Here is a 13,193-nt window from a genome sequence, read left to right as displayed (position 1 = left end):
TTTTTCTTCCTCAATGATAAATAATGGCGAGCTAGCCTTAAATTTCTTTTCTAAGCGCAGCCTGTGGGTTATCGGTAATAAAGTGTTCAACGGTGAGTTTGTTCAGGTTCTGTTTTTCACCTCTCACCTGTTTTAACCACTCCACAAGACTTTTTTGCAATTGCCCTTCTGGTTCATCCAGTTGCAATGCCAATTCAGGGTTTTCTTCCCAAAGCTGGCAACTTAACGTGTAAGCCAGATTCTTGAGCGTTGTATCGGTTGAGTAACGTGCTTCAATCAGATGATCGCCCAGCACAAATAAATTCTTATTCAGTTCCTGAGGGCAATTTTCTGGGCGGTAGTAGCAAACTGGAACGGGCGTATCGATCATCAGCTCATTCACCGGTGTTAACAGTTCACGCCAATCCCTCGGTTTCAAAGCAGGCAGCAATGGGGTGAAAATACGGTTATCCATCAACCGCAACACTACAACCTGACCACGCAGCAACACCTGCTGATGCAACCGCCAGTGTTCTAACTGAAATGACCACGGTAGCGTGCTGCGATATCCCCAGCCCCAACTGGCATCACTGAATGCGTGTTTATCCAGCAATTGCGCCAGTTCCGGCAGGCACTTGGCTTTGGGTTGAATCAGCCACGGACTTTGCTCCAGCATGGCATTCATCGGTGTACCGCTGTAGAGCGGAAATGCCTGCTCTGTCCAGTCATTGAGGTAAAAGAGCTGGACGGGATTCGGTTTCGCCAGACTGTTGACCAGAAAATAACACTCGCCTCTGTCCTGCTGTGATAACCAGCTTTTCCAATTAGTCGATTCCATCATGCTTCCTCTGCTCCGGTGATAACCCAGTTTTCCTCTTGCTGTGCGAGAATGGCGCAGGGAGGCTTAGCCGGAAACTCGGTTATCGGGAGTGCTTCCGCCATCGGGAGCTGCCCCACTTGTGCCAGTGGTGCCACGCCTTCCGGTAATTGCAGTGAAACCCCGCGACCGCTGCCGCCTGAACCTTGCCCGACATTAATCATTGAAGACAAAATGCCAGCCGGTGTGACTTTCAGAAAACTGCCGCCGACTTTCAGCGTGATTTCGGCTGCCGCTTCCAGCACCACTTTGCCGCCGCTTTTCAGGTGGATTTCCTGTCCGCTGTCAATCACGGTGGCATCTCCGGTCTGAATATGCTGGCTACCGGCAATTCGATGAGAAACATCGCCTTCGGTAGTGATTTTGCGCGAACCGGCGACCTGATGATGGTCATCGGCGCGGATATCGTGGTAACGGTTGTTATCGATGCGTTGTTTCTGGTCATGCTTGATATGCCAGTAGGCATTATTTTCGATATGCGCAGTCAGATCTTTCTGACCGTGGAGATAGATTTCTTCGCTGTCTTTGGCATCCTCGAAACGCAGCTCGTTAAAGCCTTTACCCTTATGTGTCTTGGTCTTAAAGGTAGTACGGGTTTTTTGGGCCGGTAAATCCAGTGGCGGACGGTTCAGGCCGTTGTAAACACAGCCGGTGACGATGGGGCGGTCGATATCTCCGTTGAGGTAAGAGATAATCACTTCCTGCCCAATACGCGGTATCGCCATAAAACCGAAACCGTTACCGTTCCAGCCCTGAGCCACACGTACCCAGCACGAAGCACCATCATCCGGCTGATCGTAGCGGTTCCAGTGGAAATGCACTTTAATCGCTCCATCTTTATTGACGAAAATTTCTTCCCCTTTTGGGCCAACCACGATGGCGGTTTCATCGCCATCCGCCAGCGGTTTGTAGTGGAAAGGCGGACGATAATCATCCAGACCGGAAATAAAACTGAAATGATTGGAAAGTGTGGTGCCTTCGCCACTGTTGTCGCCTAGTGCCTGCGGGCAACGCCCGTGGTGGCTAATACCTACCACCTGCCAGCGCACATTCAGCAGCTTATGGGGATGATTTTTTATCTCAAAGATTTTGCCCGGCATCAGTTTGATGCAGTTACTGCTGCCACTGCCGGTCTGCTTCTGATTATCCAGCGCTTCCTGACGGTATTTCAAAAACGGGATGGCGGCAGCATCTTTCTGAAAACGCCCGTAACTTTCAAATACGGTATAGGGGGTCTGGCTGCCGAAATCGCAGAAACCTTCACTGCTGTGCATATGAGAGAGATGATAGCGCGGATTCTCCGGGTTAAAGTCTTTGTGCAAGCTGCGCTGCGGACTCATACCGACACCCAGTCGCACCTGATAAATGGTATCGGTTCCGTAGGCTGTTTCCGGCTGAGGTTGGTATTGCAGCGGCAACCCTGCGGTCATGCCAAGGTGACTATCGCTGAAAAACAGCGTTTCATCCTCAAACCAGAAACTGAATCCTTCTTCCGCCGCTAATCGGCAGAAAAACGCATAATCGGATTCACGTTTCTGGGTGACATATTCTCTGTCCTGATGGGTGTCGTAGAGTTTCGAATCGGCTTTTACCCGGTGTTTTTTCAGCAGGCTGTTTAAAATCGTTGGCACATTTTGCTGATGATAAATCCGGCTGTCCTGATTGAGCGTCAGCCGCCAGCAGGCAGGCCGCACGGTCACGGTATAGAGCGTCTTATTACCATCCGTACCTGCCCAGTCCGCATGGGAGATGATGCCGGTGACTTTGCGTTGCTCGGTTGCCCCGTGAAAGATTTGCAGTACCGCTTCCTGCATCAGCAATGAGGCCAAATCAATCTCCGCCTGTGGTTTAAACGGGTTCGAGTTGTCGGTTCTGACCAGTGTCATGTTCAGGGTAAACAGTTCTGATAATCCCTCTTGCAGGGAAAATTCCCCCACAGCAAAAGTGTCTTCCGGCACACCGGCGATGTGGCAGACAAAGCGTAATCCACTTTTCATGTTAATGTTTTCCTTATGGTTGACGTCATGCGTTCCTTAATCCATTACATTTCCGGACGTAACCCGTCGACATGCCAGAACTGCCATAGCACCTTGTGACTATCCGGGGTGAAAATCTCGAGCATGACAAACGCAGACCGGGTGATAAAACAGGCCAGCGCCTGATTGATTAACCGGCAGAAGCGATACATTTCTCCCAGATTACGATAACAATCAGGGTTCAGCGTAAGTGAGAGTAAATGCCCGCGAATGGGACGGCCTCGCCGCATCCGGTCGGTCAGACGCTCTTCCACCTGCACAATGCCGTCAATGTGTTGGCGGAACTGGCGGCTCAGTGGGCGATGTGTGTCGGCATACGGGTCAAACAACCGGAGAAACTGTTTCAGGCTTTCGGTGGCAAACAGCATCATCGGCGGACTGGAGAGGCAGGACAGCAGCGGCCAGCCGCTATTTTCCTGCAACAGTGGCGGGTAATCGGTGGTGACCGGCGTGATATTGTGTATGCTGAGATGAGACGGTGAGCCTTCTTGCGTCACGGTAATGGTCTCTTGCGTTAATCCCGGCGCCTGTTCATGGTAGCCAGTGAAATAACACGAAACCTCAATGGCAGGTAAGTTGTTTGCCGGTTTGCCCGTCAAATCAAAAAAGTGCAACCGATGCTGTATTCTGCCCAGAAAATCCTGCTCAGTCTGAAGTTGGTAGTAAAACGTGTCGGGTTGCCGGTCGTCATCCAGAAAATGCCCGGCGGGGGTAAACTGTTCAATCGGCAGCCAGTGATAAGGTGTACCACGTTGCTGACTGTCATCAGGCTGTTGCACGACCTCAATATCACCCAGCCGGAACAACCTCACCGACTCCCCCAATAGCAGGGGATAACAGTGGTTGCCTGCCTCCAGCACAATGGTTGAGCTTACCCGGTTTTCCAGATGAATGGCCGGAACACAGCCCAGTCTGAAAGCATCATCGACATTATCCAGCGGCAATTCGCCCTCGAAACGAAAAATCAGCTCAAACGTGCCGTCCGCATTCAGTGGTACTTTTGTGCAACTTTTGCTGATATCCAGCGTGACAAAGTTATACTGTTGGGACAGTGCATAATACTCCACCAGAGGTTGCAAGCCGGAATACGTATTCTTTGGCATAGGCAGCACCGGATTATCAAACAGATCATGCCAGCCATAAGGGAAACCGCCCAGTTTTCGCTGCTCTCCCTGTGTTCTCAGGCTGACATCACAAAAGTGTTGATCCAGCCACAGGCTAAGCTGTGCGGCTTTTTCCGTGTCAGTGCCGAGGAAAAAAGTTAATGCACCACTTTGCCAGACCGGGGACGCTGTGCCGGTTTGACACAGGATCAGTATGATTTCACTGTGGGTGCCGGTTTTTTTCACCGTGCGTTGTTGTACAACCAAGGGTTCGATATGCAGCGGACGACAGGTTTTAAAGGTCAGTAACTGCCCGTTCAGATGAGCAGAAACGGACGTGCTTGCCGGAATATCAGCGGTGCCCTGATGCTCACCATCGGCAGGATAGAACTGCACTATCGTGGTGGGAGGAAGGGGACACAACGCCAGCGGCCAAATACGGGACAGAATACCGTGCGTGATTTCGGGAAGATCGTCTTCCAGTTTATCCCGCAAGTTGGCAATCAACAGAGCAAAGGCTTCAAAAAGACTCGTAATATCGGGATCATGGGCAGTCTCCAGAAAATCGCTCAAATGCGGCGAGTCTTTCGCCACGCGCTGTGCCAGTTCCCGCAGATAGGCGCGTTCTCGCAGGTACAGCGATTCCTTGTTGTTTTTCATTGAATTTCACTTACGTTTTATCTGTCAGGGAGCGGTTTGTACTGAACGAAAACGGCTATCCAGTCTGTAAAGGTGGTTTATTGTACCTATTTATCAATAAAATTAATTAACCAATTAAATCCAAGTTTTGTCTGATTTTGGCCGAATATGAGGGTATTAGCGGAATTTGCACGGGAATTCAGGCAAAAGTAAGGATGACAGGATAGGTGATTTTTCCCCTCACGAGATCGTAAGATTTTGCATTTTTATTAAATTATTTCAATGAGTTACCTCCAACATACTCTCATGGTAAGCGCCTTTATGGACAAAATTAATATAGGTTCCGCAACCACGAATAAAGCGGTAGGAGTGGGCCACTCCAGCTGAGATAAAAACGCTGGCTGGGCTGTGCACACGGCGAGTATCTCCCCCAAGATCGACTTCTACTTCCAAGCCGATATAATCCTGACCATCCCCCAGAAACAGGAATACCAAGTCACAATTATGGATATGACTGTCAACATGACCGGTTTCTTCTGACTCATCAGCTCCCAACATCGAAAACTGGCGGGCAACATGTACAAAAGCGTTTTTACCCACTATAGATTGCATTGGGAACATTGGGATACGACTATAGGCTCCCACCAATTCAGAGAGCGCCAAAATCAGGGAGATATCAAAACGATTTTGGCCAAAACAGATGGCGAGCAGAGTGACCAATACCCAGAACGGGTGGCCAGCCGTTGGCAGATTTCATTATTTTTGAAACTTTCCTCCAGCATCGTATTGAGTTCATCAATCCACTCCTTCAATGCCGCCATTTGCTGTAGGTACATTTTCCCCAACCGTCGGAAAAATATAACCTTCTTCGGCAAACATGCTTCATATCTGATTTATCATGCCCGCAATGTCTCCCCCCAAGTCTGTGTCCCTAGCCATTCAAATATCATGCAATATGGTAAGAGTGGTGGTTTTCCCCAGCTTGTATTATTTTCACTGAAACAGCATTAAGGCAAAATAGTCATTTGTGAAGTTCTATAACCAGTATCGATTTTTTCTATTTTTGCTGATTAGTTGATGTCGAGAGACGATTTCCAGCAGGATCATAGTCATATTTATTTGTACTTACCTGATCTGTTGTATCTGAAATGAGACGCCCAAGGCTGTCATAGGTATATGTGATAGTACGCTGCATTTCAGTATCTTGTGTTTCAGTACCTTGTATTTCGATATCTTGTATTTCGATATTTTGTAGTTCAATACTCTGTATTTCAATCATATTGGCTTGAAGCGATGGAACAGTTATAAAATTTATCAAGGCAAATGTTATGATCGTTGTTATGGTTCTAATGAATGGTTTGCACCTGTTTTTTAACATTTTATGTCCCTCTATAAAAATTGTATTTTCTCAAAAAAATATAAAGTTAAAAATATCTCTTTAACGTAATATTTCACACTGTTTTAAATAATTCATGGAATAATAATAACATTTATCATAATAGTACTTTTCTAATTGTAATTTAATGATCTTTGATTTTTTTATCATTTATTTAAATTTCATTAAATGTCACTGGATATATGTATTTTGAACAACATATTGATTTACATTTCAGAAGCAAAATTCAATTCTTTAACAAAATATTTTTTATCTATTTTTAGAAAAATTTTTGGGGAGTATACCGATATGTTTCAAAAATTATATCTAATCCCATTTTTTGGAGGGATGTTCTTATTTACGAGCTTGGGGAATAGCGCTTTCGCTGAAACGTCCACAAACTCGGTTCCCCCCTCGGTCGGAATGCTGAATATGCCGCCTGTCACACCGCAAGAAGCGGCTGTATATCTTAATAAACGTGTTATTCCGCCTTCTTCTTTACCTTCATATGGATCACAACACGCCAAAGCACAGGAATATTCCGGGGAAAAAGGCAGGCTGAAGCTCAATGTCGATGCAGTGATAGGTCATGAACCACCTGTAGGGGCTATCACAAAGTATGGCTTCAAACGTGCTGATTTAGCTCCTAAATCTTCCTCTATGATAAAACGTTCAGAAAATACCGACGATCCAGGAACAGCCACAACAGTAATTATTCAAAAAAACCAAACCTCGCCTGCGCAGATTACAACTGTAGAAGTGCCTGAAATACGTGCAAATAAAGAAATTTTAACTAACTAAATCTAAATGTTGCCATGAAGTTATTTTATTCTGCACTCGGCAGTTTTTTAACAAGGATTGCTTATCATGAATAAACTTCTTAAATTCTTGTCTCAAATTTCATTAGCTTTACTCTTTTTTCTCGTCTCTTTTGCAAGTCTTGCTTCGACAAAAGCCCCATTTCAAGCAACATCAAATCTTACTAACGCATTAGCTTGTACGCCTCCGCCAACCGATCCAGAAATCAGGGATCTCGCGCGCGCACTTAATTACGATCTCGAACTAATTTATGAATATGTCTATTACGGTATTGATTATTCGCCGACATTCGGCCTGAAGAAAGGCCCGCTGGGTACTTTCCTTGATCGACGCGGCAATAACATGGATCAGAATGCCCTGTTTGTCACACTCTTGCGACAGTCTTGTATCAAGGCTGATTATCGCTATGGTGTCACAACGATCCCGGCTGAAATGATAGCCAATCTGCTTGGTGTCGAGAATAATGCCACTCTTTTGGTAAATAACCTTGCAAATAGTGGTATCCCTGCCTGTGTGAAGATAGAAAGTAATAACCAGTGTGTTACGACTGGCGGGCAGGCAAAAATAGTTAACCTTCAGCAAGTTTGGACGGAAGTCACACACGGTGGTAAAACCTACCAACTAGATCCATCATTTAAATCATACCAAAACTTTACACCCATCAATGCAGCATCAACTATGGGCTTCAACAGAGAGGAATTTTTAACTGCCGCAACAAAAGGCTCTTCTTCCATTTCCGGCGTACCTGTCAATATTAATTCGATCAGAAATCTGAATAGAGACAATATCCGGGCAAAACTCAATGCCTACGCAGAAACACTCGCCAATGAGATCCGTAAAAAACACGCCTCCAAATCCATGGCAGAGATTTTTGGCGGACGCAAGATCACAAACACAAACTATCTTACGTTTTTTTCTGCTCCCGGCACGCTTTGTACAGAAATAGAAAATTGTTCACCCGTACCGAATGCGCTTAAAAGTGCTTTTACAGTAAAAATTTCTGATACGTCATCATCTCCTGCCTCTATCAATATGACGTTTTACGCCGATCAGATATCGGGCAAGCGTCTGACTTTAAACTATAACAACGCCAATCAGCCTGTTCTGACATTGGATGGCACTGTTATTGCCACAGGAAGTGCAACAAAAACAGCAACGCAACTCATCACTACAGCACTATCAACCCCCTATGTCGCTAGCTATGATAACTATACAGGGCGAAATGTTGTCAAAACAGGAGGTACCTATTCCATTATTCTGGCTGCTGGTGAAATTGGTCGTGATACGCTCACCCACTATCAAAATGCAGCCGCCAGTGCACAGACTGCGGGAAAGGCCGATACTTCTGAAGCTGTACTGGGAGCAGGCCTTGCCGCTGTCGGGTATGCCTATTTAAGCCAGTCTATCAATTCGGATCAGCTTGCCGCCAACCTTAATGGTTTTAATGCAAAGCGCCATTTTTCCGTAGGGGTTGCCGGCTATAACGGGAGCGCCTATGTAGATTTTCCCATCCAACTTGCAAGTAATGCCGCTAAAAACCTCTCTTTTTCTCCGAATGATTTTGTTGGTGCTGCATTCAACAGCGCCATTCGTGAAAGTTCCCTTGAATCCAGCAGTGTTAAACAACTTCAGGAAATAGAGGCTGTTTCAACTTCGCGCATGTTTGACTACTCCAATATAAGCGGTATTGGTTTTCTTGAAGCAACACCGCAAAATTGGCCTTCAGCCAAACACCTCCTGGTTAATTGGGATGCTTCATCTCTTGCTGATATGGAAACCTATCTGACGGAAAAAGGAGGGGATAATCGTAAAGTATTTGTACCACAAAACGGCTCACGCGCCGTCAATGCCTGGAGTGGAAACGGCTATTATCTGCTGGAAAATGACAGAACAGAATTAACACACTTTATTTCATATAAAATCAGTGGCGGGTTTAAAGGGGGTTTTGCCTCTGAACAAAGATCCTGGATGAGCGATAAATGGAATATGGTCAAGGCAAGTGCTCAATCAGCCTATCAGGCTTTCAAAAGTGTTGACCCTATCGATCTTCGCAGTGGCTATTTTCTTTACGATCATGCGGATATCAGCACAGGATCTGCCTCCTATCCTTTCGGGCTTACACTGACCCGCAGCTATAACTCAGGTCAAAAAGACACAAAAACCGCACTTGGCTATGGATGGCGTCATAATTTCATGCTGAGCGCCAAACGTGACAGCGACCCTTATGAAGCCTTCGGGCAATACAACCCCTTAGCCGCCGTTACATCTATTGTTGCCACAAAAATCATACATGATCTGGAAACCGATCCGACACTGACTAATACGGCGATTTCCTCAATCATTGGCAGTTGGTTGATGGATCAATTGGTAGATAATGCCATCACCGTTCAAACGAATGAGGGAACACGAAAATTTATTAAAATTCCAACTTCCTCTGGAGGTGTTGCCTTTGTTCCCCCGCCCGGTGATGGCTCAACCTTGACCCTCGGAGAGGGAAATGCCGTTACCATCACGGATAAAACCGGCGTTGTAACACGCTTTGATAAAGAGGGGGATATTCAGTCCTGGGAGGATAAAAACAGAAATACGGTGACCTTTACCTATTTAGGTACAGGAAAAAATAAAAATTTAAAAACCGTTTCCAATGGCATGGGGCGGAATCTGGAGTTTTCCTATAATGGTAATAATCAGCTAATATCGGTTTCAGACGGTTTCCGTTCAGTAAGCTATGGTTATGACGGAAAAGATAACCTGCTAAACTTTAAAAACACGCTTAACGCCACCTATCGCTATGGCTATGAGGGTTTAGGTCTGATCACGACCATGTATAACCCCGCCTTCCCTGAAACAACCACTGTCCGAAACACCTATGACCACTCAGGACGCATTCAAACCCAGGCCGATCCTTTTGGCAATGTCTGGCATTACCTCTTTGCCAATGAGACCCGAACACAAGAAACCGATCCTCTCGGTAATAGTCGTGTTTTTTATTACGACAGAAATGGCAACCTGATAACTGACTTTAACCAAACAAGGGCTGCAACACGTTATACCTATAACGGTATAGGGCTGCGTACACAAGTTGTTGGTCCTCGTGGGTTATCAGAAAGTTTTACTTATGATGATAAAGCTAATATTTTAACAAAAACCATTTCCCCGACCCCACAATCTATTGATGCTCTAACCGGAAAACCTGCCGAGCCGATTACTGAAAGATGGACCTATTCCGCTCTTTCCCTGCCACTCACTCATACTGATTTTTTAGGCAGAGTGACAAAATATGACTATGATGGACAAGGCAACCTTACCCGAATAACGCAGCCTGAGGTCTCAAAACCCGGCGTAGCTGACGCACATACCCCCATCACCCTTACCACCTATAACGCCCAGGGTTTGCCTTTAACGACAACCGATCCAGAAGGACGCGTAATCCAAAATACCTATGACACGCGAACGCTTGATCTCATCTCAACAATAATAGATCCGGGGGCAGGGCATTTAAACCTGGCTACAACCTATGTTTATGATGCTATTGGCAATAAAACAGCACAAAAAGATCCAAAAGGTTTTATAACCAACTCTCTTTACGATACTGAGCGACGTTTGGTGCAAGTAACCGCTCCACAGGGACTTGGCATTACCCAATATGTTTACGATGCTAATGGCAATCTGAGTGAGACAAAAATTGCAACCGGTGATGCCGCATCGCCCTTTCTTGTCACAAAAACACAATATAATGTGGCCAATAACCCGCTTATCGTCACTGAGCCGGATGGCAAAACAACGACGACAGCTTATGATCTCTTAAACCGTGTTGATACAGTAACATCATCATCGGGGCGGCTTACCCGCACAACCTATGATGCTGCTTCACGCCCCATCAAGATCACTGATGAAATTGCGAACCATCATGATGCCTCGATCACGAAAAATCTTGGCGCTATTGTACGGGAAACCCGCAGTTATACCCCGGGAGGTCTCCTCGTAACACTGACTGATGCCAACAACAACACAACCAACTATAAATATGACGCGTTTGAACGCCACTCTGAACTCCATTACCCTGATGGTTCTTATGATATGCACGTGTTCAATGCAGTGGGGAAAGACATTGTTTTCCAGCGCCGCGATAGAAGCCAAATCTGGTATGAATACGATAATCTTGACCGGATCATAAGAAAAAAACCGGATAATCAGTCTGTTATCAGTTATGAATATGATTATAGCGGGCGAATTCTCTCCCTGACCCCCAGTGCCAATCCGGAGTTTGCCGTTTCTTACGCGTATGATACGGCAGGGAGAACCACCTCTGAAACAACGGCAATATTCGGCACTACGCAATTCACGCTTGATAATAATGGCAATCGTTTTTCTATGGCCCTGCCTTCCCTTGCGGGTGGGCTTAATGTCTCCAATGTTTATGATGCCTTGAACCGCATGACTGGGGTTTATCAAGGCCCGCCAACAGCCGCAACCCCCCTTGTTCACTATGGCTATGATCCGGCAGGCAGGCGTACTGTTGCGGTTTATGGTGATCTTCAACAGCCTCTTGCAAAAAAGAACCTGACATATAATCAGGCAAACCTGCCTACAACTATATCCCATCAGTGGAACGGCTCGCAGCTCAACATAGGTTATCAGTACAACGCTGATCGCCAGAAAACCCGCGTAAGCCTTTCAGATAAAAGCTTTGCACCCGCAGCGCTACCCGACTCAAGTCAAACCTATAAGAGTAACAATCTTAACCAGTATATGACCGTCAATGGCTCGGTTCTTGAATATGATAAGCGTGGCAACCTGATCAACGATGCGGTTTGGACTTACCGATATGATACGGAAAACAGGCTTGTTAGCGCTGAAAAAGCCGATATAAAGATTGGGTTTGGTTATGATGCGCTGAGTCGGCGTGTGACTAAAAAGGTCATCAAAGATAATGTAGTAACCACTTATGCCTATCTCAGTATCGGTGATCAGGAAATGGCGGTGTTTAGTGGTACTGGCACAGCCAATTTTAGCGGCGCCTATATCTATGGAGCCGACCTTGATGAAGTGGTTACTGATATTACAGCGCGTGGCCATAATTTCTATTTTCAGGATGCCTTAGGCTCGACCATTGCCCTCACAAATGCGAAAGGTGAGGTCATAGAAAAACATGGCTATACAGCCTATGGGTTAGAGAGTGGCTCAGGCCATGATAATGCGGCTTTCCGCTTTGCCGGTCGGCGTATTGACCCTGAAACCAGCCTGTCATACAACCGGGCACGCTATTACTCTCCTTCTCTTGGTCGCTTTTTGCAGACGGACCCCGCGGGAACAGAGGGTGGCCTGAATCTCTATGCCTATACCGGCAACGATCCCGTCAACCTTATCGACCCGACAGGACAATGGGGGGAAGTGGCAAGCACGGTTGCGGATTACACGCCTATCGTTGGTGGAATTAAAGGGATCTACGAAGCCTACCAAGACCCGGCATGGACAAACATTGCTGCTGCGGGAGTGGGGATTTTCGGGCCTGTCGGAAAGGCGGCTGGAAAAGGTGGGAAGGCGGCTGTAAAAGCCATTCACGGCAACTCAAAACATTCACCAAAACCGGCCTATCTTTATGAGTTATCAACGGATAAAGACGAATTTTTAAAATACGGGATTTCGCAAAATCCAAGTAATCGATATACAAAGAAATATATGGAAGATAAAGAAATCAGAGAAATTGATTCTGGTACTCGTGCTGATATGCTAAAAAAGGAACGTGATCTGGTTACCCAAAATCCGGGCCCCCTGAATAAAGAACCTTGGGCTAAAGCCACCAGAAGAGCAAAAGGTGAAAAATGATAACGATTGGAAGCCATTACAAAGGGCCAGAACTTGATGGTTCCTCAATTCAACTGGCATTGCGCACTACATCAGGTGTTGCAAGAGAAGAAAGGGATAAAGATTATAATAGCGGGAAAGAGGCTTTTATCAATCCTGTCTTTATCGTACCTGGTTCAATATCAAAACCGGACTTTAAGGGTTTTAAATATGGCTATTTTTCCAAAAAAGAAAAAGGTGTGGTAATACAAATCGCCGTGCCACAAAGTGTGACCGATGGTGAAGGTATCCGCGAGTTTATTGTGGGTGCATTGCGCGAAGCTGTGCGTATGGCTGCGGAGAAATTTGCCAAACATGCTATTCCTTTTTCATCTCTCAAGGCTGAAAAAATTATCCTAGCGATTGAGGAAAGGCTGCAAGATTTTTGATAAATTTTAAAAACAAATTTAGCTCGCTTACCAGCGAGCTTTTTTATAGGAATTTTGCGTCTTCGTTTACACTTTGTTCCTCTAAGGGATAAAAAGATATAGAGAAAATAAGATCATGTAAACATAAAC

The 13,193-nt window shown here is 45.9% G+C and carries 9 protein-coding genes; 4 read left to right on the top strand and 5 right to left on the bottom strand.

Going from position 1 to position 13,193, the window contains the following annotated elements; genetic code table 11:
* Positions 1–37: 37 nt before the first annotated feature.
* The 4 genes from Xenpb_RS00640 to Xenpb_RS00625 all read right to left on the bottom strand — a co-directional run bounded on the left by Xenpb_RS00640 (position 38) and on the right by Xenpb_RS00625 (position 5,234).
* On the bottom strand, positions 38–817 hold the full coding sequence (locus Xenpb_RS00640; RefSeq protein ID WP_255522980.1) for a DUF4123 domain-containing protein: 780 nt from the start codon (positions 815–817) through the stop codon (positions 38–40).
* Positions 817–2,853: a type VI secretion system Vgr family protein gene (locus tag Xenpb_RS00635; RefSeq protein ID WP_187652630.1), complete on the bottom strand. Its 2,037-nt coding sequence runs from the start codon at positions 2,851–2,853 to the stop codon at positions 817–819. Before Xenpb_RS00635 ends, Xenpb_RS00640 begins: the two co-directional genes overlap by 1 nt.
* A gap of 44 nt (positions 2,854–2,897) precedes the next feature.
* Positions 2,898–4,655, bottom strand: a complete 1,758-nt coding sequence (locus tag Xenpb_RS00630; RefSeq protein ID WP_187652629.1) for a type VI secretion system baseplate subunit TssF — start codon at positions 4,653–4,655, stop codon at positions 2,898–2,900.
* 258 nt (positions 4,656–4,913) lie between these two features.
* On the bottom strand, positions 4,914–5,234 hold the full coding sequence (locus Xenpb_RS00625) for a hypothetical protein (RefSeq protein ID WP_187652628.1): 321 nt from the start codon (positions 5,232–5,234) through the stop codon (positions 4,914–4,916).
* Between Xenpb_RS00625 and Xenpb_RS00620 the strand changes: the two genes are divergently transcribed.
* Positions 5,211–5,645, top strand: coding sequence for a hypothetical protein (locus Xenpb_RS00620; protein WP_187652627.1), 435 nt, complete (start codon positions 5,211–5,213; stop codon positions 5,643–5,645). The genes Xenpb_RS00625 and Xenpb_RS00620 overlap by 24 nt on opposite strands.
* Positions 5,646–5,691: 46 nt before the next feature.
* On the opposite strand, the gene Xenpb_RS00615 is transcribed toward Xenpb_RS00620, so the two are convergent.
* The gene (locus Xenpb_RS00615) at positions 5,692–6,012 is read right to left on the bottom strand and encodes an RHS repeat protein (RefSeq protein WP_187652626.1); all 321 of its coding nucleotides are present in this window, start codon (positions 6,010–6,012) and stop codon (positions 5,692–5,694) included.
* 207 nt (positions 6,013–6,219) lie between these two features.
* Between Xenpb_RS00615 and Xenpb_RS00610 the strand changes: the two genes are divergently transcribed.
* From Xenpb_RS00610 to Xenpb_RS00600, 3 genes are all read left to right on the top strand, one after another.
* Entirely contained in the window at positions 6,220–6,810 is a 591-nt protein-coding gene (locus tag Xenpb_RS00610; protein WP_255522979.1) for a hypothetical protein, read from the top strand.
* 66 nt (positions 6,811–6,876) lie between these two features.
* Complete coding sequence (locus tag Xenpb_RS00605) at positions 6,877–12,657, top strand: RHS repeat-associated core domain-containing protein (RefSeq protein WP_255522978.1); 5,781 nt, start codon at positions 6,877–6,879, stop codon at positions 12,655–12,657.
* Positions 12,654–13,064 (top strand): hypothetical protein, encoded by a 411-nt coding sequence (locus tag Xenpb_RS00600; RefSeq protein ID WP_187652625.1) that lies wholly within the window; start codon positions 12,654–12,656, stop codon positions 13,062–13,064. Before Xenpb_RS00605 ends, Xenpb_RS00600 begins: the two co-directional genes overlap by 4 nt.
* Positions 13,065–13,193 lie beyond the last annotated feature (129 nt).

The sequence above is a fragment of the Xenorhabdus sp. PB62.4 genome, assembly GCF_014467285.1.
GTDB lineage: Bacteria > Pseudomonadota > Gammaproteobacteria > Enterobacterales > Enterobacteriaceae > Xenorhabdus.
Note: the sequence above shows the minus strand (reverse complement) of the source record. Positions and strands in the feature narration are given on the sequence as shown.